The organism is Planococcus faecalis, from assembly GCF_002009235.1.
Classification (GTDB): Bacteria; Bacillota; Bacilli; order Bacillales_A; family Planococcaceae; genus Planococcus; species Planococcus kocurii.
Map to the genome: position 1 here is coordinate 68,224 of NZ_CP019401.1, position 24,421 is coordinate 92,644.

Here is a 24,421-nt window from a genome sequence, read left to right on the forward strand (position 1 = left end):
TGATTCCTAAGGCTTTTTTCTGCTTATTTATCAGCCATCAATGCAACGAGAATTGCTTTTTGTGCATGCAACCGATTTTCAGATTGCTGGAAAATGACGGACTGCGAACCTTCTAAAATAGCAGTGGTCACTTCTTCCTCACGGTGAGCGGGCAAACAATGCATGAAGATGTAATCGGTCTTAGCGTGTTTGACGAGGTTTTCGTTTACTTGAAAGCCTTGGAAATGTTGGAAACGTTCAATGGTTTCCTGCTCTTGTCCCATACTTGCCCAGACATCCGTATAAATGGCGTCACTTCCACTAACCGCTTGTTCTGGGTTGTCTGTAATTTCAATGGTTGAACCGGTATATTGTGCGATCTGTTTTGCTAAAGCGATCATTTCTGGTTTTGGAGCATAGGCGATTGGAGAAGCAATGCTTATATCCATGCCGACTTTAGCGGCACCGATCATTAACGAGTTAGCTACATTATTGCCGTCTCCGATATAGGCCATTTTTTTGCCTTTTAAGGTACCGAAATGCTCAAGTATCGTCATCAAATCAGCCATCACTTGGCACGGATGATAGTCATCGGTTAATCCGTTAATGACAGGAATTGAACTAAAATCTGCTAGTTCTTGAACACTAGATTGATGAAACGTACGAATCATTAGCCCGTCTAAATAACCTGACAAAACACGTCCGGTATCAGCAATGGTTTCTCCACGTCCAAGTTGTGTGTCTTGTGAACTCAAGAACATAGCGTTGCCACCAAGTTGAAGCATACCAGCTTCAAATGAAACACGCGTACGCGTCGAAGATTTTTCGAAAATCATGCCCAGCACTTTGCCTTGTAACAGCGGTAAATATTTGTTTTCAGGTTTTTTTAGTTCAATAGCGAGATTTAGTAAATCCATAATTTCATCTGTGCTGTAATCTTTCAAAGACAAGAAATTTTCCTGGATAATCGATGGTGCAAATGGGGTGGTCATTGTCATTTTGCAAGCACTCCTTTTGATAGTGAGAGAATGGATGAATAGGTTCCGTTAAAGGCAGCCACTGTTTCAGGACGTGTCCACACGTGGAGACGGTGAATGGCTGCTTGCTTCGCATTCGTGCTTTCCGGGTCAGGGGCAAAGTCGATATAAGCTTTTTTCGATTCCGTTTTCAACCAGTCCTCAAAAGGCATAACGGTCTCGGTGACAATACGAAAGCCCAGTGCTTGCCAGGGAGCGAGATCTACGTAATCGACTGACTGTTCTGCAACAAAAATCGTCCCACCGGAAGAGAGCTCCGCCAATTGAACGGAAGCGCCGTTTAAGGCTTTTGCTAAGGCGGTATCTAAATTCGGGCTTGTTCCAATCACTTCACCTGTCGACATCATTTCAGGTGACAAGATAGGAGAGAGACCAGGCAATTTAATATGAGAAAAGACTGGTGCTTTAACCGTATACTCAGGCTGTCCGTTATAGGTTTTTCCGATAGCTAGTTTTTCAAAAGGCACTCCGAGCAATAAAGCCGTGGCGTGTTGAACGAGTGGCACATCGGTCACTTTGGAGCTAATGGGAGCTGTACGAGAGGCCCGTGGGTTAATTTCCATGACAAATAATTGTTCGTTTTCGTAAACGAATTGAATATTGAATAAGCCGGTATAATTCATATTTCTAGCGACATGCGTCGCAGTGTCAGAAAGTTCTTGTAGTGCCTTTTCCGATAACGATACAGGTGGCGTTATCGCGATGCTATCGCCCGAGTGAACGCCGGTTCCTTCAACATGTTCAAACAAGGCAGAAATCCAGACATGCTCGCCATCGGTTAAGATGTCGGCTTCGACTTCTTTACCGGTAATAAAATGATCTACTAGTACAGGGAATGTCATCGTTGTTTGTTGCAACCATTTGGTAAGTTCGGTTTCGTTGTGCAAAACAATCATGCCGCGTCCACCGATAACATAGGATGGTCGCAGTAGCACTGGGAAGCCGAGGGCGCGAGCAGCTGGAATGACAGCAGCAGCATCAAGTGCTGTTTTACCAGGGATTGTCGGTAAGTCGATCGATTCTAGGAAGGCATAAAAACGATCACGGTCTTCCATTTGATCTAACAAATCAACTGTCGATCCAAGAACTGTAATGCCTGCTTCTTGCAAGGCCGCCGCAACGTTTAGTGAAGTTTGCCCACCGAACTGAAGAATTACTTGAGTAATGCCTTCAAAATCCAAGACATTGAGAATATCTTCGGGTGTGATGGGCTCAAAATAAAGAGCGTCTGCCACTTCGTAATCAGTGCTAACCGTTTCCGGATTGTTGTTAATCATAATGGCTTCGTAGCCTAGCTTTTGTGCAGCCAGAACACTATGCACACAGCAATAGTCAAACTCAATGCCTTGTCCGATTCGGATGGGTCCAGAACCCACAACTGCTACTTTTTTCTTGTGATGAGCCCGTGTAACGTCTGAAACGCCTTGCCATGTCGAATAAAAATAATTTGTATCCGATTGGAACTCAGCGGCACACGTATCGATCATTCGATAAGTGGGTGTTACTTGCCAAAGTCGGCGTTGTCCCCAAATCTCTGAACAAGGAATCGTCCATAAGTCAGCCAATTGCTGATCACTGAAACCGAGCTTTTTGGCCTTCAAAAGACGAGTGCGCGTCATGCTGTTCCAGTCCAATTGCTGAAGCTCTTGCCATTCTGTGACGATAGTAGCCATTACAAACAAGAAGTATGGTGTGATGCCTGTAAGGTTATGAAGCGAGTCGGTGGACTTGCCGCGTAGTAGCAATTCGAAGAGTACGAACAAACGACGATCATCGGCTTTATTTGCTAATTCGCATAAATATTCTGTAGAAAATTCCGAAAGTGCTACCAGGCGAAAGCCATCAATTGGCAATTCAAGTGAACGAATCGCTTTTTGCAGGGCCGCTTCCATGGACCTTTCGATTGCCATTACTTCGCCAGTCGCTTTCATTTGAGTGCCGAGTACGCGATCCGCTTGTGGAAATTGATCGAAAGGCCAGCGCGGGATTTTGACCGCCACATAATCCAATGCGGGTTCGAAACTGGCGAATGTCGTGCCGGTTACTGGGTTTTTCAATTCGGCCAATGTATAGCCAATTGCTAATTTCGCAGCGATTCGAGCGATTGGGTAACCGGTTGCTTTTGAAGCGAGAGCAGAAGAACGGCTGACCCGCGGATTGACTTCGATTAAATAATAAGCCGAAGTTTCCGGGTGTAGCGCAAACTGCACATTGCAAGCGCCGATAATACCGAGGGCTTCAATAATGTGAATAGACGCGCTACGCAGCATATGGAAATCTTTGTCGTTCAAAGTTTGACTGGGTGCTACTACAATTGAGTCACCGGTATGCACACCAACAGGATCTAGATTTTCCATATTGCAGATAGTGATGCATGTGCCATCTACGTCGCGCATTACTTCATATTCGATTTCTTTATAACCGGCAATGCTGATTTCTACTAAACATTGTTTAATAGGACTGGCACTTAATCCTTGCTTGACCAGCTTGATATAGGTTTTTTCATCTTCGGCAATTCCACCACCAAAGCCGCCGAGCGTATAAGCAGGCCGCACGATGAGAGGGTAACCGGCTGAAGTCGCAAATGCTAATGCCCCTTCAACTGAATAAATGATGTCACTGTCTGGAACAGGTTCACCTAACTGCTGCATTAACGAGCGAAACTGCTCACGGTCTTCGGCTTGCTTGATGGCTTTCATGTCAGTGCCAAGCAAAGTGACGCCATATTGAGTCAGGATGCCCGAATCAGATAAAGTCATCGCCAAGTTTAAACCGGTTTGACCGCCAACTGTTGCAAGCAATCCATCGGGACGTTCTTTTTCAATAATGGCAGTAATGCTATCCAAAGTCAGTGGCTCAAAGTAGACACGATCGGCAATGGATTTGTCGGTCATAATCGTTGCGGGATTATTGTTGATTAAAATGACAGAGATGCCTTCTTCTTTTAAAGCAACACAAGCCTGTGTACCCGAATAATCGAACTCTGCTGCCTGGCCGATAACGATAGCACCAGACCCAATGACTAACACTTTTTTGATTTGTTGCTGTTTAGGCATACAGTTTCGCTCCTTCTTGCTGGTGAATCACCGCCAAAAATTGCTGGAACAATTCAAGATGATCAGTGGGACCAGGTGCTGCTTCTGGATGAAATTGAACAGTAGTTATGGGCAAAGTATCGTGAATGAGCCCTTCAATGCTGTCGTCGTTGACGTTCTTATAAAGTACAGAAAAAGGGATATTGGTTAAACTATCGTTTTCGACCACATAGCTATGGTTTTGTGAACTCATGCTGACACGTTTTGTCTGCATGTTCATAACCGGATGATTGGCTCCACGATGACCATAGACAAGCTTAGTTGTTTTCGCGCCAAATGCCGAAGCAAGTACTTGATGACCGAGGCAAATACCGAGACTTGGATAGCGCTCAGCCCAGTCACGATAGATAGGCAACAACTGTTGAAGAGCGGCTGGGTCTCCAGGACCATTGGAGAAAAGTAAGCCATCAAGCTCTAGTGAATCAAGCTTTTCTGTCGGCGTTGCGTAAGGCACAATGGTTACTTTACAATCCAACTTCAGCAGCTCTTTTAAAATGGAGGATTTGTAATGAAAATCAATCAATCCTATGTGGATAGAGCCACAGCCGATCGTTTGAATTTCTTCAGTTTCTTCAATAGGTGAAAAAAAGTGGGTTTTTATAGCTTGCCACTCTAGCTCAGACGAGGAATCGTGAATTAATTGCGACTGCATGGTTCCGGAGTCGCGAACATGTTGAATAAGGGTACGTGTATCGACGTCGCTGAAAATCGGAACTTCATGACTATTAGCAAACTCTGCAAGTGAAATCGCCCCATCAGGGAGTGGTCCTTCGTACAATCCTGAAACAATGATGCCAGCTACTTGAATAACGTCAGACTGTGCATACAGAGATTGAATTCCGTATTGACCAATAAGTGGAAAGGAAAATACAATGATTTGGTCTTTATAAGACGGATCTGTTAAAACTTCTTCGTAGCCAGTCATGCCTGTGAAAAAGACGATTTCTCCTTGAATAGCAGAAGCTTTACCGTACCAACGTCCTTTAAATGCTGTCCCATTCGATAATGTCAATAAACCTGTCATTTATTCCCCTCCAAATTTTATTCATTAATTATGTATATTTATAAAATAAGAATTAAAATTTAAACTAAAAATCATCCGTTAGCATAGATAAAAAGATAATGATTAGTATTATATGTCTGTATAAAAATTAAGTCAACTGTATTTTTATGATATTAAAAAATTGTATTTCGCCGATTAATGGAGGAAAGAAGTGAAAATAGGGAAAATTATTGAAAAAGCTTATCATATCAAGGGATTTCATGTATAATAATGACAAAGTTAGTATGGAAGGAGAGCGGGTCATGAGTTTGAAGAGAGACAACAAGGCGGAAAAGCGCGAAGTCACCTCAATTCGCAATGACTATGTCCGTTCGGTAGAAGTAGAGGAAGCACGCAAATCGGCTCACAGAGTACGATTATTTAGAAGACTGTCAGTTTTTGGATTAATGATTCTGGTGGCTACGATTTGGATTGGTTCGACTATTTATGCACAAACACAAACAATCTCTGAAAAAGCACAACTTCGTGAGGAAGCACTGATAGAACTTAAAGAAGTTGAAAAGCAGCAAGATCAGCTACAAGAACAAATTTTGTTATTAAATGATGAAGAGTATTTAGCTAAGCTGGCACGTAAGGATTACTTTCTTTCAGAAGAAGGAGAGATCATTTTTACCACGCCACATGATGAAAATAAAGATGAAGAAAAACCAGCAGAAAAAGAGTAGTCAGTTGACACTCTTTTTTTGATGGTTATAATAAAAAGTGGGACAAGTCCCGCAAAATGACAGCGTGACCCAGAATTTTGGAGTCACCTTAATTTTTAAGGAGGAGCATTTTTTTTATGTCGATTGAAGTAGGCAGCAAGTTAGAAGGTAAAGTCACAGGTATTACAAACTTTGGAGCATTTGTTCAGCTTCCAACTGGTGCAACAGGCCTCGTGCATATAAGTGAAGTCGCTGACAACTATGTAAAAGATATTAACGATCATCTTAAAGTTGGCGAAATGGTAGAAGTGAAAGTCATGAATGTAGAAGCAGACGGTAAGATCGGCCTTTCCATTCGTAAAGCGAAGCCACAACCAGCCGGCGGCACAGAACGACCACAACGCCCACGCCCAAGCAATAATCGTTCATTTGAACGCGCTCCAAAAGAGAACTTTGAAACGAAAATGGCAAAGTTCTTGAAAGACAGCGAAGAAAATATGACGACTTTGAAGCGCGCTACTGAATCTAAGCGCGGCGGCAGAGGGGCAAAAAGAGGCTAACTTGCTAGCTGTTTTAATAGTATAGGGAAATGCTTCAACACAGCTAGAAATTGATATTGAAACGCTTCTCACCATGGGGAGCGTTTTTTTTTATGTCTGGGTATTGATTTTTTGAAACAAAAAAAGCAGCACCCTTGAAGGGTACTGCTTTAAAGTAAACTATGATGGCGGCAGAGGGGATCGAACCCCCGACCTCACGGGTATGAACCGTACGCTCTAGCCAGCTGAGCTACGCCGCCTTGTTTAAACGAACATTTAATAGCATACTATTGAATGTTCGGTCTGTCAATTACTAATTCAAAACAATTTAGTCCACCTTCTCAATAAATGTATTAAAAGTGGAGATAGGCAGGTGAAATGAAGAAATGAAAAACTTTCAAGAGTTACTGATGCACTATAGTAAAAAGCATAAGTTATTTCAAGAAGGAGACAAGGTGCTTGTCGGTTGTTCAGGTGGAATCGATTCCATGGTGTTACTTCATTTTTTGAATGCACAAAAAGAGGAACTGGGTATTTCAGTTGTGGCAGTCCATGTAGACCATATGCTAAGAGGCGAAGAATCGCATCAAGATCATCTGTTTACACAAGCAACAGCTATGCGGTGGGGAGTTGAATGCTTTAGTCGAGCTATTCCGATTCTAAAAATTTTAGAAGAACAAGGCGGCAATAAGCAGCAATTGTGCCGATCCGAACGCTATGCCTATTTCTTGAAAATCATGAAGCAGACGGGCGCTAATAAGTTTGCTACAGCGCATCATGCAGACGATCAACTTGAGACAATCCTCATGTCAGGGTTGAGAGGCAGTCTTCAAGATGGTGCTTTTGGCATTCAAGCGAGCCGGCCTTTCGGAGACGGTTTTTTAATTCGTCCTCAATTGGCGGTAGATAAAGATCAAATTTCAGCTTACGCCAATTTTTATGAAATTCCGTACCGAGAAGATTCGAGTAATAGTGAAATAACATATGCACGGAATCGCTTGCGCAAGCGGATTTTACCACTTCTCAAAGAAGAGAATAAAGAAGTCTCTCAGAATTTCGTAGAACTCGCTGAAGACATGCAGCAAGATCAGCAATTTCTTCAGGAGTTGACTAAAGACAAACTGCAACGGTTGATTCAGAGAAGAGATGGAGCAATTATGTTGTCTGCCAAAAGTTTCAGAGTTGAGGCGCGTGCTTTACAAAAAAGAATGGTTCTACTACTATTAAACTATCTATATAATCCGAAGCGAGTTCCTGTGACGAGACAACTGGTCGAACAACTGCAGGAAATGATGCAAAGTTCATCTGGCACTGTCTTTTTGCATTTGCCGCAAAATTATATAGCAACACGTCAATACGATTTGGTTGTCTTCAAACAGCAATCGCTAAGGCAACAGGATACACTCGCACCTATTGCTATTGAAGCAGACTGGACACCCGTTTACAGTGGATGTCGTTACAAAATAATGCCTACTGCGCAATTTGAAAAAGTTGAAAACGCCGTAATTTGGTATTTTCAAGCACCAAAAGATTCTACATTCTTTTTGCGGAGCAGAGAACCGGGTGATCGGATTCAGCTAGCTGGGATGGATCAGCCAAAAAAACTGGCACGTTTAATGATTGATGAAAAAATCCCTATGCCTAGGAGAGAAAATTGGCCTGTCATTGCGACGGACACAAATGAACTGTTATTAGTGCCAGGCTTACGGTCATCTTCCGTAATTAGTCAGCATAAGCGCGGTGGAGATAATTGGGTACTAATTGAACAATTATATAGCATGTAAAACAAGGAATATTAGGAGGTCCACTATGTTACAGAACGATATTAAAGAAATATTGATTAGCGAAGAACAGCTACAGGACAAAGCACGTGAACTGGGAGCTATATTAACAGAGGATTACAAAGATAAATATCCATTAGCTATTGGGGTATTAAAAGGTGCAATGCCGTTCATGGGAGATTTGATGAAGCGCATTGATGGTTTTGTTGAAATGGATTTCATGGACGTCTCGAGTTATGGGAATGCCACTGTTTCTTCTGGGGAAGTTAAAATCGTTAAAGATTTGAACGCTAGTGTCGAAGGACGCGATCTACTAATTATTGAAGACATCATCGATAGTGGAAAAACACTTAGCTATTTAGTGGACCTATTCAAATACCGCAAAGCAAAATCGATTAAAATCGTTACCTTGCTGGATAAACCAACTGGACGAAAAGTAGATTTGAAAGCTGATTACGTTGGGTTTGAAGTGCCGGATGCATTTGTTGTAGGTTATGGACTGGATTTTGCAGAAAGATACCGGAATCTGCCTTACATCGGTGTTTTAAAGCCATCGATTTACGCTGAACAAGAAGAATAGACAATGATCGTTCACAGTCTGGGGATTTAACGGCGAGAATAAGGGCTTTTCGTTGTATGCTGAAATGTTCCTATGGTAGTATTTAGTATAGTTTTAGGGAAACTTTATGAGGAGGCGCGGGATGAATCGGATATTTCGATACACCATATTTTATTTACTGATTTTCCTAGTTATTATCGGGATTCTGGGTACTTTCAACAATAGCAACCAGCCGACTGAAAATATAGGATATAACGAATTTTTGGAAGCACTTGAAGATGGCAAAATTGAAGAAGTCAAAATTCAGCCAGATGCAATGGTCTATGAAGTGACAGGGAAGATGACTGGATATGAAGACGGTCAGTCGTTTGTTACGAATATTCCGCTAGAAAATGAAGCGTTGACTGCTGAAATTGATGCGGTTGCAAAAACGCAAGACGGTGTTGAAGTTGAATATGTGAAAGCTCCACAAACCAGTGGTTGGGTTTCATTTTTCACAGGTATCATCCCGTTCATTATCATCTTTATTCTTTTCTTCTTCTTACTTAACCAATCACAAGGTGGCGGAGGCGGCCGTGTGATGAACTTTGGTAAAAGCAAAGCGAAGTTATATGATGATCAGAAACAAAAAGTTCGTTTTAATGATGTAGCAGGCGCAGATGAAGAAAAACAAGAACTTGTCGAAGTTGTTGACTTCTTGAAAGATCCGCGTAGATTTGCTGACATCGGCGCTCGCATTCCAAAAGGGATTTTGCTTGTTGGACCTCCGGGTACTGGTAAAACCTTGTTGGCACGTGCTGTTGCTGGAGAATCAGGTGTTCCTTTCTTCTCTATCAGTGGTTCAGATTTTGTTGAGATGTTCGTTGGTGTCGGAGCTTCTCGAGTTCGTGATTTATTTGAAAACGCGAAGAAAAATGCACCTTGTATTATTTTCATCGATGAAATTGACGCAGTTGGACGTCAACGTGGCGCTGGCCTCGGTGGTGGACATGATGAACGTGAACAAACATTGAACCAGTTATTGGTAGAGATGGATGGCTTTGGTGTAAACGAAGGCGTCATTATTGTTGCTGCAACGAACCGTCCAGACATTTTGGATCCGGCTCTACTTCGTCCAGGTCGTTTTGACCGTCAGATTACTGTAGGTCGTCCAGATGTTAAAGGTCGCGAAGAAGTTCTTAAAGTACATGCGCGCAACAAACCGCTTGAAGAAAACGTTGATTTAAAAGCAATCGCTCAACGTACTCCTGGATTCTCAGGTGCGGATTTAGAGAATTTATTGAACGAAGCAGCACTCGTTGCAGCTCGTCGCAATAAACTTAAAATTGATATGTCCGATCTTGACGAAGCATCTGACCGTGTTATTGCGGGTCCTGCTAAGAAAAATCGTGTCATTTCGAAAAAAGAACGCAATATCGTGGCATTCCACGAAGCAGGTCATACCGTTATCGGATTAACGCTTGATGATGCTGAAACAGTCCATAAAGTAACCATCGTTCCCCGTGGGCAAGCTGGCGGCTATGCGGTCATGCTACCAAAAGAAGATCGTTACTTTATGACAAAACCTGAACTGCTTGATAAGATTTCCGGTTTACTAGGCGGACGTGTAGCTGAAGACATCATGTTCGGTGAAGTATCTACCGGCGCTCATAACGATTTCCAACGTGCGACGGCAATTGCCCGCAGCATGGTAACGGAATACGGAATGAGTGACAAGATTGGTCCAGTTCAATTCGGTACAGCACAAGGCGGTAACGTATTCTTAGGGCGTGACTTTAACTCTGAACAAAATTATTCAGATGCCATTGCCTTTGAAATCGATCAGGAAATGCAACGAATCATCAAGGAGCAATATATTCGTACAAAAGAAATTCTGACTGAAAAGAAAGAACTTCTTGAATTGATTGCGACTACATTGCTTGAAGTGGAAACTTTAGATGCAGGTCAGATTTTGCATTTGAAAGATCACGGTACACTTCCTGAACGTGATTACGAAACATTAAACGGTGATTTCGGAGACGACAGCAAACCCGATTTGACTAAAGACAGTGACGTTTCGGAAGCTGTAGGTGCTCCGTCTGATCCTTCAGCAGGAGATTTACCATCTGCAGAAGGCGAAGCGGCTCCTGTAAGAGATTCGATTCAAGAAGAACGTAAATAACAAAAACAACAAGCTGGTTGCCCATTCCCTTTTGAGGGGACAGGCAATCAGCTTTTTGCTTTCTTTAAATTATGGTATGATGTTTTGGAAATTCGTCAACAAGTGAGGGTAAATGATGATACTCGTATTAGATGCTGGAAATACAACGATTGTTCTGGGCGTTTACGACCAGGATCAGCTATTGCACCATTGGCGTATGGCAACTCTTCGCCACAAAACAGAAGATGAATACGGAATGCAAATCAAAGCATTTCTAGATGAAGCAGGATTAACGTTTTCATCAATAAATGGTATTATTATGTCTTCTGTTGTGCCACCGATTATGTCTATGTTAGAGCGTATGTGTCAAAAATATTTTCGAGTAACGCCGATGATTGTTGGACCCGGTGTCAAAACAGGTCTCAATATTAAGTATGACAATCCTCGTGAAGTCGGTGCCGACCGGATTGTCAACGCGGTAGCCGCCATTCACGAATATGGTGGTCCGTTAATTGTTGTGGACTTTGGTACGGCCAACACCTTCTGTTATATTGATGAAAAGCAGCAGTATATGGGAGGTGCCATTGCACCTGGCATTAACATTTCAACAGAGGCGCTATATGCTCGTGCCTCTAAATTGCCGCGGATTGAAATCGCTACTCCAGATCATGTAGTAGGCAGAAATACCATTTCCGCTATGCAAGCTGGTATTGTCTACGGTTACGTAGGTCAAGTAGAAGGAATCGTGACGCGAATGAAAAAGCACAGCAAAGAAAAGCCGATAGTGATTGCGACGGGTGGTATGGCTTCTTTAATTGCTAACGAAACAACAGTCATCGACTATGTAGATCCTTTTTTAACAGTAAGAGGACTGTATTTAATTTACAAACGCAACCAAGCGTAAAGAAAGGGACGATAAATGTGTCAGATTATTTAGTTCGCGGCCTCGGTTTTAATGGGAGCGTCCGTGCATTTGCGGTAGATAGTACGAAAACAGTAGGAGAAGCGCAGCGTCGTCACATGATGTGGCCAACCGCGTCAGCGGCATTAGGACGTGCCATGACAGGTGGCGTTATGCTAGGGGCTATGTTGAAAGGTGACGATAAAGTAACCATCAAAATTGAAGGTGGCGGACCAGTTGGCGCGTTGCTAGTCGATAGCAATGCCAAAGGTGGCGTTCGTGGATATGTCTCTAACCCGCAAACTCATTTCGATTTAAACGCACAAGGGAAATTGGATGTTAGTCGTGCAGTTGGTACAACCGGCATGATGTCAGTCGTGAAAGATTTGGGAATGCGCGATAATTTTACAGGTCAAACGCCAATTGTTTCGGGAGAAATTGCAGAAGATTTCACTTATTATTTTGCTACATCTGAACAAGTACCTTCGTCAGTTGGGCTGGGTGTATTGGTAGATACAGACAACTCAATTTTGGCGGCGGGTGGATTTGTTATTCAATTGATGCCAAATGTTGACGATGAAACAATCACGCAAATCGAAGAACACTTGGCCGGTATCGAGCCTGTGTCGCATATGATTCAGCGCGGCTTATCACCAGAAGAAATTCTTGAAGCGGTTCTTGGAGAAGGAAATGTTCAAATTCTTGATAAAATGCCGGTACATTTCGACTGCAATTGTTCCAAAGATCGTTTCGCAACAGCTATTCTAGGGCTTGGGAAAAAGGAAATCCAAGACATGATCGATGAAGACGGAATGGCAGAAGCACAATGCCATTTCTGTTTAGAAACGTATCATTATTCCAAAGAGGAACTTGAGTCGTTTATTAATGAGCTCCAATTATAATAACCGTCGACCTGTATCACCGGCAGATACAGCGAAGCCGAAAAGACATTTAAAAACCAAGCCGGTACTGATGATCATAGGGATCTTGCTATTAGCCAATTTTTTGTGGTTTATTGCTTGGTTAATTCCAAATGGTACCGGAAAGGTCGAAGAAGTCGCTTCAGTTAACGGACAAGCTGTTACACGTGAGCAATGGCTGGCTTCTATGGAAGAACAGCATGGTCGCGAAGCGTTACTCGAGTTGGTCAATGAAAAAGTCATGGCAACAGCAGCTAAGGATTATGGAATTGAAGTAAGTGATAAAGAAATTGACTTGGAATTGGCGCTTCTTCGATCATCACAAGACGGTACAGAAACAGCGTTGTATGCAACAGACGAAACGCGTCAACGCGAAAAAATAAAAGCGCAATTGATTTTAGAAAAAGTGCTGACAAAAGACGTCGTTATTGAAGATGATGAAATCAAGGCGTTTTACGACGATAATCAATCACTTTATGATGTTAAAAATTCATACCGTACGCAAATGATTGTCTTAAATTCATCAGCAGAGGCGGAAGAAACCATTGCAGAGCTCGAAAAAGGCTCTTCATTTGAAGCGACTGCTCGTGAACGTTCCATCGACAGTGCGACTGGAAACCTTGGTGGCGACATTGGTTATATTTCTAATGGCGAACCGGGGATAGATGCCAATATTGCCAAAGCGGTTACAAAAGTAGAGGTAGGTGGATGGTCATCTCCGCTGGCGCTTGAAAATGGCAAAACAGCCATTATTTCTGTTACAGAAAAAGTAGATGGCCAAACGTTTTCTTATGAGGATGTGGCAGGTCATATTAGCCGTGAGCTAGCGCTTGAGCAATTGCCGCAATCAGTATCACCAGAAGCTTTTTGGCAAGAGTTTGATGCTACTTGGTTTTACGGAGAATAGATTTTCACTAGACGTTTCGTGATGAAACGTCTTTTTTTATGAATTCACGAAGTTTGACAAAGTGTCTACAGTATTGCTAACATTAACTTTATTAAAGTCGACAAATTTACTAGGGATTAGGAGTGTTGGAGATGGCGAGAGTGGGAAATTCAATTACCGACTTGATTGGGCAAACACCAATCGTAAAATTAAATCGCTTAACGGGTCCTGAAGATGCTGATGTTTATTTGAAATTAGAATACTTCAATCCTGGTAGCAGTGTTAAAGATCGTATAGCGCTTGCAATGATTGAAGCGGCTGAGAAGTCCGGTGAGTTAAAAGAAGGTGATACCATCATTGAACCGACAAGTGGCAACACCGGAATTGGCTTAGCGATGATCGCGGCAGCGAAAGGTTATAAATCTGTGTTAGTGATGCCGGAGACAATGAGTATGGAGCGCCGTAATTTATTGCGTGCCTACGGAGCAGACTTGATTTTAACACCAGGTCCAGATGGTATGAACGGTCCAAATGGTGCGATTAAAACAGCTGAAAAAAATGCAGCTGAACACGGATGGTATATGCCGCAACAATTCAATAATGAAGCAAATCCGGAAGTGCACCGGTTAACGACGGGTCCTGAAATCGTTGAAACGATGGGCGATCAATTGGATGCTTTCATTGCAGGGATTGGGACAGGTGGTACGATTACGGGCGCAGGCCAAGTGTTAAAAGAAAAATATCCTAAAATAAGTATAGTGGCAGTAGAACCTACGGATTCTGCAGTTTTGTCAGGTGGTAAGCCAGGACCACATAAAATTCAAGGTATTGGAGCTGGCTTCATACCATCTGTGCTAAACACCAAAGTCTATGATGAAATTATCCAAGTAACCAACGATCAATCATATGCAACAGCTCGTCAAGCAGCGCGTGAAGAAGGCATTCTCGGAGGGGTATCTTCGGGTGCTGCCATCTACGCTGCACTTCAAGTTGCTAAGCGATTGGGTAAAGGCAAAAAAGTGTTGGCGATTATTCCGTCTAATGGAGAACGCTACTTAAGTACACCGCTGTATCAATTCGACGAATCAAATTAAAAGATAAAAAGAGCAGACCCATGCTGCTCTTTTTTTATGGGAAAAAACTGATCAATTGAGGTAAAATGAAGGCGTGCTTGCATTTTCAAGAAGCAATACATCTTCCAAGTTTGGACGTGAACGTTTATGAAAATCAATTTTACGAATAAAACGCTCGTCATGGGTATATTAAATGTCACACCAGATTCTTTTTCTGATGGTGGTAAGTACGCGGGTGTCGAACAGGCATTAAGTCACGCTAAACAGATGGTAGAAGAGGGTGTGGATATTATTGATGTAGGGGGTGAATCTACACGCCCGGGCCATGTCCGGATTTCAGATCAAGAAGAAATTGAGCGGATTGTGCCAGTCATCAAAGCTTTACGAGAACATTTTGATGTATTGATCTCTGTCGATACGTATAAATCGCGTGTAGCGGATGCGGCTATTGCTGCTGGAGCCCATATTATAAATGATATTTGGGGGGCGAAGTTTGATCCGTTAATTGCGAGTGTGGCTGCTAAATGGAACGTCCCTATGATCCTTATGCATAACCGACATCATGCGTCCTATTCGAATTTCCGAGAAGACATGATGCAGGATTTAAGTGAAAGTATTGAAATTGCTTTAGCTGCCGGCGTGCGTAAAGAGCATATTTGGCTCGATCCAGGTGTTGGTTTTGCTAAAACAGTAACGCAAAACCTCCAAGCGATTCAGTTGGTTGAGCAAATGGTGGAATTGGGTTATCCCATTCTTCTGGGTACCTCAAGAAAGTCATTCATTGGAAAAATTCTAGACACCACTGTTGAAGAACGCTTAGAAGGTTCGCTCGCAACGATTTGTTGTGGCATAAGTCACGGATGTCACGTGGTTCGTGTGCACGATGTAAAAGAAACGGTGCGTACAGTTCGAATGATGGACGCGTTAACGGGCAAGCGCCCATATAAGGAGGAGAAATAATGGATTTTATTCACGTAAACGATATGGAATTTTATGGTTACCACGGTGTATTTCCTGAAGAAACAAAATTAGGTCAACGATTTCGTATGACGGTTTCATTGGCAGTGGACCTTCAGCAAGCTGGAGAGACTGACGCTCTAGAACATACAGTGCATTACGGAGAAGTCTATGAAGCTTGCCGTTCAATTGTCGAAGGAGAGCCCAAGAAATTGGTGGAAGCTGTAGCGGAAAGTGTAGCTAGCCGAATTCTAACAGATTTTCCTTTAGTGCAAGGCGTTCGTGTACAACTAATCAAACCAGATCCACCGATTCCCGGTCACTATAAATCCGTGGCCATTGACTTAACGCGAGGAAAGTTCGCATGAACCAAAGTTATTTATCACTCGGCTCAAATATGGGTGACCGTTTCGAAATGTTAAGGCAAGCTGTCTTGCAACTTTCAACATTCCCGTCCATTACAGTTACGCGCATTTCTTCTCTGTATGAAACAGATCCTGTGGGATATAAAGAGCAAGAGCCTTTCTTAAATATGGTCGTCCAACTCGAAACGGAATTAAATGCAGTCAAATTATTGGATGTTTGCCAGAAGATTGAACAAAATTTAAATCGTAAGCGCCTTATTAGGTGGGGGCCACGGACAATAGATCTTGATATTTTATTGTATAATCAAGATAATATAAAAAATGACAGACTTATTGTTCCACATCCGCGAATGGATGAACGGGCTTTCGTTATCGTGCCACTACTCGAAATAAACCAGGAATTTAAAGTGGAAGATAATTTCGAAGTAGACGGTGTTCGTTTATGGAAGTCCTATAAAGACATTGAAATGTTTTTGCAAGACGTACGAATGGAGTTGTAACAGAAATTCCGTTCGGAAGAATTGGTGGACTCAAAAGCTTTTCGCAACACAGTATAGAAGTTGCCACAAATTCGTGGCAGCTTTTTTATGTAGTATGGTAAGAAATTGTGTACAATAGAGAAATACATGAATGAGATTTAGTGTTAAACAGATAAAGGAGTGTAGGGCATGTCAGAAGAATTAAACGATCAATTGGTAGTTAGACGTCAAAAAATGCAGAACTTCCGAGACAACGGAATGGATCCATTCGGTGGACGATTCGAACGGACGCACTTGTCGCAAGAAATCATTGAGCAATATGGAGAGCTTTCTAAAGAAGAGTTAGAAGAAGCATCGTACGAAGTAGTTATTGCCGGACGAGTTATGACCAAGCGTGGAAAAGGGAAAGCTGGATTTGCCCATATTCAAGACTTAAAAGGCCAAATTCAAATTTACGTTCGTAAAGATGCTATTGGCGAAGAAGCTTACGAGTTTTACAATACAGTTGATCTAGGAGATATCCTAGGGATTAAAGGGGTTGTATTTAAAACAAATGTAGGAGAACTCTCTATTAAAGCAAAAGAAGTGGAATTCCTTACAAAGGCATTACGTCCTTTACCTGAAAAATTCCATGGCTTAAAAGATATAGAGCAACGTTACCGTCAACGTTATTTGGATTTGCTGACAAGCGAATCTAGCAAAGAGACCTTTATCCTTCGTAGCCGCATCATTCAATCTATGCGCCGCTATTTAGATAACGCAGGATTTTTAGAAGTGGAAACGCCTATGCTTCATTCAATCGCAGGAGGAGCGGCTGCAAAACCATTCGTAACTCATCACAATGCGTTGGATATGGAATTGTATATCCGCATTGCAATTGAACTTCATCTAAAGCGATTAATTGTTGGTGGTTTAGAGAAAGTATATGAAATTGGTCGTGTTTTCCGTAACGAAGGAATATCAACTCGTCATAACCCGGAATTTACGATGCTGGAACTATATGAAGCTTATGCAGATTATAATGACATTATGGCTCTTACTGAAAATTTAGTTGCGCATATTGCCCAAGAAGTGCTTGGAACAACTACGGTACAATATGGAGAAGATGAAATTGACTTAGCGGTGGGCTGGAAACGACTACACATGGCTGATGCAGTGAAAGAATACACAGGTGTTGATTTCTGGAAACAGATGACGAAAGAAGAAGCTCAATCTTTAGCGAAAGAACATAGCATTGATGTTAAACCTACAATGGAAGTAGGGCATATCTTAAATGAGTTTTTTGAGCAAAAAGTAGAAGAGCAATTGGTTCAACCAACCTTTGTTTACGGACATCCTGTTGAAATTTCGCCTTTAGCTAAAAAGAATCCTGAAGATGAACGTTTCACTGATCGCTTTGAATTGTTCATCGTACGACGTGAGCACGCGAATGCTTTTACAGAATTGAATGATCCTATCGATCAACGTCAACGTTTTGAGGCGCAATTGATTGAGAAGTCAGAAGGAAACGATGAAGCTCATGAAATGGATGAGGATTTTATTGAGGCACTAGAATACGGATTGCCGCCAACTGGTGGATTGGGAATTGGTATTGACCGTTTAATCATGTTGTTGACGAATTCTTCATCTATTCGAGACGTGTTATTATTCCCTCAAATGCGACCTAAAGAATAAGAGGGTGTTTCAAAAAGCCGGTTTAAAGGGGTTTAACCTTTAGATCGGTGATTTTTTAAAAAAGTACTTGTATCTATTCTGAAACGATGCTATACTATTTCTTGTCGCGTTTTTCATAATAAAAGATGCGAAGAAAACATTAACAAAAAAGTTGTTGACTTCTGAATGAGAAGTTGGTAATATTGAAAAGTCGCCATTACAGAAACGGCGAACAACTTGAACCTTGAAAACTGAACAGCAAAACGTCAACAAATAGCAACGGTCGCGCAAAACGGCCCGCGCAAAACTTACTGATCAGCATTGCGCAGATCAAAGCGAATCGTGCGTCTTCGGACGGCGATACGCCAGCAGTATTGAGCAATCAACACTACTCTATAATGGAGAGTTTGATCCTGGCTCAGGACGAACGCTGGCGGCGTGCCTAATACATGCAAGTCGAGCGGAACTTTGGGAGCTTGCTCCCATTGTTTAGCGGCGGACGGGTGAGTAACACGTGGGCAACCTGCCCTGCAGATCGGGATAACTCCGGGAAACCGGTGCTAATACCGAATAGTTTGCGGCCTCTCCTGAGGCTGCACGGAAAGACGGTTTCGGCTGTCACTGCAGGATGGGCCCGCGGCGCATTAGCTAGTTGGTGGGGTAATGGCCTACCAAGGCGACGATGCGTAGCCGACCTGAGAGGGTGATCGGCCACACTGGGACTGAGACACGGCCCAGACTCCTACGGGAGGCAGCAGTAGGGAATCTTCCGCAATGGACGAAAGTCTGACGGAGCAACGCCGCGTGAGTGACGAAGGTTTTCGGATCGTAAAACTCTGTTGTGAGGGAAGAACAAGTACCAAGTAACTACTGGTACCTTGACGGTACCTCACCAGAAAGCCACGGCTAACTACGTGCCAGCAGCCGCGGTAATACGTAGGTGGCAAGCGTTGTCCGGAATTATTGGGCGTAAAGCGCGCGCAGGCGGTTCTTTAAGTCCGATGTGAAAGCCCACGGCTCAACCGTGGAGGGTCATTGGAAACTGGGGAACTTGAGTGCAGAAGAGGAAAGTGGAATTCCATGTGTAGCGGTGAAATGCGTAGAGATGTGGAGGAACACCAGTGGCGAAGGCGACTTTCTGGTCTGTAACTGACGCTGAGGCGCGAAAGCGTGGGGAGCAAACAGGATTAGATACCCTGGTAGTCCACGCCGTAAACGATGAGTGCTAAGTGTTAGGGGGTTTCCGCCCCTTAGTGCTGCAGCTAACGCATTAAGCACTCCGCCTGGGGAGTACGGCCGCAAGGCTGAAACTCAAAGGAATTGACGGGGGCCCGCACAAGCGGTGGAGCATGTGGTTTAATTCGAAGCAACGCGAAGAACCTTACCAGGTCTTGACATCCCACTGACCGGTGTAGAGATACGCTTTTCCCTTCGGGGACAGTGGTGACAGGTGGTGCATGGTTGTCGTCAGCTCGTGTCGTGAGATGTTGGGTTAAGTCCCGCAACGAGCGCAACCCTTGATCTTAGTTGCCAGCATTCAGTTGGGCACTCTAAGGTGACTGCCGGTGACAAACCGGAGGAAGGTGGGGATGACGTCAAATCATCATGCCCCTTATGACCTGGGCTACACACGTGCTACAATGGACGGTACAAAGGGCTGCAACCCCGCGAGGGCAAGCCAATCCCAGAAAACCGTTCTCAGTTCGGATTGCAGGCTGCAACTCGCCTGCATGAAGCCGGAATCGCTAGTAATCGTGGATCAGCATGCCACGGTGAATACGTTCCCGGGCCTTGTACACACCGCCCGTCACACCACGAGAGTTTGTAACACCCGAAGTCGGTGAGGTAACCCTTGTGGAGCCAGCCGCCGAAGGTGGGACAGATGATTGGGGTGAAGTCGTAACAAGGTAGCCGTATCGGAAGGTGCGGCTGGATCACCTCCTTTCTAAGGATAAATTCGGAACCGAGCTTGTCTCGGGGTTGACGTTTTGCGTTCAGTTTTGAAGGTTCACCTTCAGGCGGCAACGCCTTTTTTTGTGACTTTCAACCTTGTTCTTTGAAAACTGGATAAAACGACATTGAAACAAAGCAAGTAATTCAAGTACGCGTGACGATTTCGTCACAACTTTTTAATTAACCAGTGGTTAAGTTAGAAAGGGCGCACGGTGGATGCCTTGGCACTAGGAGCCGAAGAAGGACGGCACTAACACCGATATGCTTCGGGGAGCTGTAAGTGAGCTGTGATCCGGAGATTTCCGAATGGGGGAACCCACTGCCTTTAATCGGGTAGTATCCATGTGTGAATCTATAGCACATGAGAAGGCAGACCCAGGGAACTGAAACATCTAAGTACCTGGAGGAAGAGAAAGCAAATGCGATTCCCTGAGTAGCGGCGAGCGAAACGGGATCAGCCCAAACCAAGAGGCTTGCCTCTTGGGGTTGTAGGACACTCTATACGGAGTTACAAAAGATAGGATTAGGCGAAGCGACCTGGAACGGTCCGCCGCAGCGGGTAACAGCCCCGTAGCCGAAAACCCTATCCCTCCAGAGTGGATCCTGAGTACGGCGGAACACGTGAAATTCCGTCGGAATCTGGGAGGACCATCTCCCAAGGCTAAATACTTCCTAGTGACCGATAGTGAACCAGTACCGTGAGGGAAAGGTGAAAAGCACCCCGGAAGGGGAGTGAAATAGATCCTGAAACCGTGTGCCTACAAGTAGTCAAAGCCCGTTAATGGGTGATGGCGTGCCTTTTGTAGAATGAACCGGCGAGTTACGATTGCATGCAAGGTTAAGCTGAGAAGGCGGAGCCGCAGCGAAAGCGAGTCTGAATAGGGCGACAGAGTATGCAGTTGTAGACCCGAAACCAGGTGATCTACCCATGTCCAGGGTGAAGGTAAGGTAACACTTACTGGAGGCCCGAACCCACGCACGTTGAAAAGTGCGGGGATGAGGTGTGGGTAGCGGAGAAATTCCAATCGAACCTGGAGATAGCTGGTTCTCTCCGAAATAGCTTTAGGGCTAGCCTCAAGATTGAGAATCCTGGAGGTAGAGCACTGTTTGGACTAGGGGCCCATCCCGGGTTACCGAATTCAGACAAACTCCGAATGCCAGTGATTTATGCTTGGGAGTCAGACTGCGAGTGATAAGATCCGTAGTCAAGAGGGAAACAGCCCAGACCACCAGCTAAGGTCCCCAAATATCCGTTAAGTGGAAAAGGATGTGGCGTTGCTTAGACAACCAGGATGTTGGCTTAGAAGCAGCCATCATTTAAAGAGTGCGTAATAGCTCACTGGTCGAGTGACACTGCGCCGAAAATGTACCGGGGCTAAACGGATTACCGAAGCTGTGGATGGATCTCGTTAGAGATCCGTGGTAGGAGAGCGTTCTAAGGGCGTTGAAGTCAGACCGGAAGGACTGGTGGAGCGCTTAGAAGTGAGAATGCCGGTATGAGTAACGAAAGACGGGTGAGAATCCCGTCCACCGAATGCCTAAGGTTTCCTGAGGAAGGCTCGTCCGCTCAGGGTTAGTCGGGACCTAAGTCGAGGCCGATAGGCGTAGACGATGGACAACAGGTTGATATTCCTGTACCACCTCCCCGCCGTTTGAGCAATGGGGGGACGCAGAAGGATAAGGAGAGCGTGCCGTTGGTTGTGCACGTCCAAGCAGTGAGGCGTGAAATGAGGCAAATCCCATTTCTAATACGTTGAGCTGTGATGGCAAGAGGGTTTACCCTTGAGTCCCTGATTTCACACTGCCAAGAAAAGCCTCTAGCGAGGCGGGAGGTGCCCGTACCGCAAACCGACACAGGTAGGCGAGAAGAGAATTCTAAGGTGAGCGAGTGAACTCTCGTTAAGGAACTCGGCAAAATGACCCCGTAACTTCGGGAGAAGGGGTGCTCTGGTAGGGTGAATAGCCCGAGAGAGCCGCAGTGAATAGGCCCAGGCGACTGTTTAGCAAAAACACAGGTCTCTGCAAAACCGTAAGGTGACGTATAGGGGCTGACGCCTGCCCGGTGCTGGAAGGTTAAGAGGAGTGCTTAGCGCAAGCGAAGGTGCGAATTGAAGCCCCAGTAAACGGCGGCCGTAACTATAACGGTCCTAAGGTAGCGAAATTCCTTGTCGGGTAAGTTCCGACCCGCACGAAAGGCGTAACGATCTGGGCACTGTCTCAACGAGAGACTCGGTGAAATTATAGTACCTGTGAAGATGCAGGTTACCCGCGACAGGACGGAAAGACCCCGTGGAGCTTTACTGTAGCCTGATATTGAATTTTGGTGCAACTTGTACAGGATAGGTAGGAGCCTGAGATTCCGGAGCGCTAGCTTCGGAGGAGGCGTCAGTGGGATACTACCCTGGTTGTATTGAAATTCTAACCCACAAGCCTGATCGGCTTGGGAGACAGTGTCAGGCGGGCAGTTTGACTGGGGCGGTCGCCTCCTAAAGAGTAACGGAGGCGCCCAAAGGTTCCCTCAGAATGGTTGGAAATCATTCGTAGAGTGTAAAGGCAGAAGGGAGCTTGACTGCGAGACGTACAGGTCGAGCAGGGTCGAAAGACGGGCTTAGTGATCCGGTGGTTCCGCATGGAAGGGCCATCGCTCAACGGATAAAAGCTACCCCGGGGATAACAGGCTTATCTCCCCCAAGAGTCCACATCGACGGGGAGGTTTGGCACCTCGATGTCGGCTCATCGCATCCTGGGGCTGTAGTCGGTCCCAAGGGTTGGGCTGTTCGCCCATTAAAGCGGTACGCGAGCTGGGTTCAGAACGTCGTGAGACAGTTCGGTCCCTATCCGTCGCGGGCGCAGGAAATTTGAGAGGAGCTGTCCTTAGTACGAGAGGACCGGGATGGACACACCGCTGGTGTACCAGTTGTTCTGCCAAGGGCATCGCTGGGTAGCTATGTGTGGCCGGGATAAGTGCTGAAAGCATCTAAGCACGAAGCCCCCCTCAAGATGAGATTTCCCATTGCGCAAGCAAGTAAGATCCCTCAAAGACGATGAGGTAGATAGGTTCGAGGTGGAAGCGTAGCGATACGTGCAGCTGACGAATACTAATCGATCGAGGACTTAACCAACACACTGTATGCGAAAAACTTGCTTGTTTCACCTGTCGTTTATCCAGTTTTGAAAGAATAAGCCCAAGTTTTTGTGAAAAAAGCTTGAAAAAACCAGTACTACTGGTATAATAAATCTTGTCTTTCAAAACCAAATAGTCCAGTGATGATGGCAAAGAGGCCACACCCGTTCCCATCCCGAACACGGCAGTTAAGCTCTTTTGCGCCGATGGTAGTTGGGGGTTTCCCCCTGTGAGAGTAGGACGTCGCTGGGCAATATATATCGGAGGATTAGCTCAGCTGGGAGAGCATCTGCCTTACAAGCAGAGGGTCGGCGGTTCGATCCCGTCATCCTCCACCATTTATTTCTTTTGCCGGAGTAGCTCAGTTGGTAGAGCAACTGACTTGTAATCAGTAGGTCGAGGGTTCGACTCCTTTCTCCGGCACCACTTTTTCGAGCCATTAGCTCAGCTGGTAGAGCATCTGACTTTTAATCAGAGGGTCGAAGGTTCGAATCCTTCATGGCTCACCATTTTAATTTTATATTGCCACGCGGGTGTGGCGGAACTGGCAGACGCACTAGACTTAGGATCTAGCGCCTTCGGGCGTGGGGGTTCGACTCCCTTCACCCGCACCATTTTTGCGGAAGTAGTTCAGTGGTAGAACGCCACCTTGCCAAGGTGGAGGTCGCGAGTTCGAACCTCGTCTTCCGCTCCATATTTATTTGCACGTGATACCGACCCTTAGCCGGGGTGGCGGAACTGGCAGACGCACAGGACTTAAAATCCTGCGGTAGGTGACTACCGTACCGGTTCGATTCCGGTCCTCGGCACCATCTTTTCACGAAATAGTGAATAGCATCATATGCGCCCGTAGCTCAATTGGATAGAGTACTTGACTACGAATCAAGCGGTTAGAGGTTCGAGTCCTCTCGGGCGCACCATATTTTTATACTCAGCAACTCAAGTTCGGGAAGTAGCTCAGCTTGGTAGAGCACTTGGTTTGGGACCAAGGGGTCGCAGGTTCGAATCCTGTCTTCCCGACCAAACAATGGGGCCTTAGCTCAGCTGGGAGAGCGCCTGCCTTGCACGCAGGAGGTCAGCGGTTCGATCCCGCTAGGCTCCACCAATTATTTAACTTTGAACCTTGAAAACTGAACAGCAAAACGTCAACGAAAGACGTCACGAGCACTTCGGTGCGAGAACGGCTTTTGCGAAGCTTGCCTTATAGCAATCAGAGTAAAGTTGTTTTCCTTCTCGGTGTTCGTGACGACAACTTACTGATCAGCATTGCGCA

16 protein-coding genes, 10 tRNA genes and 3 rRNA genes are annotated in these 24,421 nt (G+C 44.8%); 25 read left to right on the forward strand and 4 right to left on the reverse strand.

The annotated features are described in order from the left end of the window. Positions 1–23 precede the first annotated feature (23 nt). Genes argF through AJGP001_RS00310 form a run of 3 tightly spaced genes read right to left on the reverse strand, consistent with a single transcriptional unit; the run spans position 24 to position 5,135 of the window. A complete protein-coding gene (argF, locus tag AJGP001_RS00300; protein ID WP_078080003.1) occupies positions 24–977 on the reverse strand; it encodes an ornithine carbamoyltransferase in 954 nt (317 codons plus the stop codon). Next, a complete protein-coding gene (locus tag AJGP001_RS00305; RefSeq protein WP_078080005.1) occupies positions 974–4,072 on the reverse strand; it encodes a carbamoyl-phosphate synthase (glutamine-hydrolyzing) large subunit in 3,099 nt (1,032 codons plus the stop codon). Before AJGP001_RS00305 ends, argF begins: the two co-directional genes overlap by 4 nt. After that, the gene (locus AJGP001_RS00310) at positions 4,065–5,135 is read right to left on the reverse strand and encodes a carbamoyl phosphate synthase small subunit (protein ID WP_071153231.1); all 1,071 of its coding nucleotides are present in this window, start codon (positions 5,133–5,135) and stop codon (positions 4,065–4,067) included. The genes AJGP001_RS00305 and AJGP001_RS00310 overlap by 8 nt, the downstream gene beginning before the upstream one ends. Before the next feature lie 281 nt (positions 5,136–5,416). Here AJGP001_RS00310 and AJGP001_RS00315 point away from each other — a divergent pair, with 281 nt between their 5' ends. Then, positions 5,417–5,839, forward strand: coding sequence for an FtsB family cell division protein (locus AJGP001_RS00315; RefSeq protein WP_071153232.1), 423 nt, complete (start codon positions 5,417–5,419; stop codon positions 5,837–5,839). Positions 5,840–5,955: 116 nt separating this feature from the next. Beyond that, on the forward strand, positions 5,956–6,378 hold the full coding sequence (locus AJGP001_RS00320; RefSeq protein WP_058386773.1) for a S1 domain-containing RNA-binding protein: 423 nt from the start codon (positions 5,956–5,958) through the stop codon (positions 6,376–6,378). 165 nt (positions 6,379–6,543) lie between these two features. On the opposite strand, the gene AJGP001_RS00325 is transcribed toward AJGP001_RS00320, so the two are convergent. Continuing rightward, positions 6,544–6,617, reverse strand: a tRNA-Met gene (locus tag AJGP001_RS00325). 126 nt (positions 6,618–6,743) lie between these two features. Between AJGP001_RS00325 and tilS the strand changes: the two genes are divergently transcribed. The 23 genes from tilS (at position 6,744) to AJGP001_RS00440 (ending at position 24,253) form a co-directional block, all read left to right on the forward strand. Then, positions 6,744–8,141: a tRNA lysidine(34) synthetase TilS gene (gene tilS, locus AJGP001_RS00330; RefSeq protein WP_071153233.1), complete on the forward strand. Its 1,398-nt coding sequence runs from the start codon at positions 6,744–6,746 to the stop codon at positions 8,139–8,141. Positions 8,142–8,166: 25 nt separating this feature from the next. Then, positions 8,167–8,718 carry a hypoxanthine phosphoribosyltransferase gene (gene hpt, locus AJGP001_RS00335; protein ID WP_071153234.1) on the forward strand — a complete coding sequence of 184 codons (552 nt, stop codon included), beginning with the start codon at positions 8,167–8,169 and terminating at the stop codon, positions 8,716–8,718. Between the two features lie 121 nt (positions 8,719–8,839). Further along, positions 8,840–10,858 carry an ATP-dependent zinc metalloprotease FtsH gene (gene ftsH / locus AJGP001_RS00340; protein WP_071153235.1) on the forward strand — a complete coding sequence of 673 codons (2,019 nt, stop codon included), beginning with the start codon at positions 8,840–8,842 and terminating at the stop codon, positions 10,856–10,858. 115 nt (positions 10,859–10,973) lie between these two features. After that, positions 10,974–11,741, forward strand: a complete 768-nt coding sequence (locus AJGP001_RS00345; RefSeq protein WP_071153236.1) for a type III pantothenate kinase — start codon at positions 10,974–10,976, stop codon at positions 11,739–11,741. A 17-nt stretch (positions 11,742–11,758) separates the two neighbouring features. After that, positions 11,759–12,640, forward strand: coding sequence for an Hsp33 family molecular chaperone HslO (gene hslO, locus AJGP001_RS00350; protein WP_058386768.1), 882 nt, complete (start codon positions 11,759–11,761; stop codon positions 12,638–12,640). Further along, a complete protein-coding gene (locus AJGP001_RS00355) occupies positions 12,624–13,565 on the forward strand; it encodes a peptidyl-prolyl cis-trans isomerase (protein WP_071153237.1) in 942 nt (313 codons plus the stop codon). Before hslO ends, AJGP001_RS00355 begins: the two co-directional genes overlap by 17 nt. Positions 13,566–13,696: 131 nt before the next feature. Then, positions 13,697–14,638 carry a cysteine synthase A gene (gene cysK, locus AJGP001_RS00360; RefSeq protein WP_071153238.1) on the forward strand — a complete coding sequence of 314 codons (942 nt, stop codon included), beginning with the start codon at positions 13,697–13,699 and terminating at the stop codon, positions 14,636–14,638. Between the two features lie 126 nt (positions 14,639–14,764). Then, the gene (folP, locus tag AJGP001_RS00365; protein ID WP_078080006.1) at positions 14,765–15,577 is read left to right on the forward strand and encodes a dihydropteroate synthase; all 813 of its coding nucleotides are present in this window, start codon (positions 14,765–14,767) and stop codon (positions 15,575–15,577) included. Next, a complete protein-coding gene (gene folB, locus AJGP001_RS00370; protein WP_058386764.1) occupies positions 15,577–15,942 on the forward strand; it encodes a dihydroneopterin aldolase in 366 nt (121 codons plus the stop codon). The genes folP and folB overlap by 1 nt, the downstream gene beginning before the upstream one ends. Further along, positions 15,939–16,439, forward strand: a complete 501-nt coding sequence (folK, locus tag AJGP001_RS00375; RefSeq protein ID WP_058386763.1) for a 2-amino-4-hydroxy-6-hydroxymethyldihydropteridine diphosphokinase — start codon at positions 15,939–15,941, stop codon at positions 16,437–16,439. Before folB ends, folK begins: the two co-directional genes overlap by 4 nt. A 168-nt stretch (positions 16,440–16,607) precedes the next feature. Beyond that, the gene (lysS, locus tag AJGP001_RS00380) at positions 16,608–18,092 is read left to right on the forward strand and encodes a lysine--tRNA ligase (protein WP_078080008.1); all 1,485 of its coding nucleotides are present in this window, start codon (positions 16,608–16,610) and stop codon (positions 18,090–18,092) included. A gap of 374 nt (positions 18,093–18,466) precedes the next feature. After that, positions 18,467–20,016, forward strand: a 16S ribosomal RNA gene (locus AJGP001_RS00385). Positions 20,017–20,213: 197 nt separating this feature from the next. Then, positions 20,214–23,146, forward strand: a 23S ribosomal RNA gene (locus AJGP001_RS00390). Positions 23,147–23,284: 138 nt separating this feature from the next. After that, positions 23,285–23,400, forward strand: a 5S ribosomal RNA gene (rrf, locus tag AJGP001_RS00395). Together the 16S, 23S and 5S rRNA genes with 9 tRNA genes alongside form the textbook arrangement of a ribosomal RNA operon. Positions 23,401–23,410: 10 nt before the next feature. Then, positions 23,411–23,486, forward strand: a tRNA-Val gene (locus AJGP001_RS00400). 12 nt (positions 23,487–23,498) lie between these two features. Beyond that, positions 23,499–23,574, forward strand: a tRNA-Thr gene (locus AJGP001_RS00405). 7 nt (positions 23,575–23,581) lie between these two features. Next, positions 23,582–23,657, forward strand: a tRNA-Lys gene (locus AJGP001_RS00410). 20 nt (positions 23,658–23,677) lie between these two features. After that, a tRNA-Leu gene (locus tag AJGP001_RS00415) sits at positions 23,678–23,762 on the forward strand. A gap of 5 nt (positions 23,763–23,767) precedes the next feature. Further along, a tRNA-Gly gene (locus tag AJGP001_RS00420) sits at positions 23,768–23,842 on the forward strand. A gap of 29 nt (positions 23,843–23,871) precedes the next feature. Then, positions 23,872–23,960 (forward strand) — tRNA-Leu (locus tag AJGP001_RS00425). Positions 23,961–23,991: 31 nt separating this feature from the next. Beyond that, positions 23,992–24,068, forward strand: a tRNA-Arg gene (locus tag AJGP001_RS00430). Positions 24,069–24,094: 26 nt separating this feature from the next. Further along, positions 24,095–24,171: transfer RNA gene (locus tag AJGP001_RS00435), tRNA-Pro, on the forward strand. A 6-nt stretch (positions 24,172–24,177) separates the two neighbouring features. Then, a tRNA-Ala gene (locus AJGP001_RS00440) sits at positions 24,178–24,253 on the forward strand. Positions 24,254–24,421: the final 168 nt, after the last annotated feature.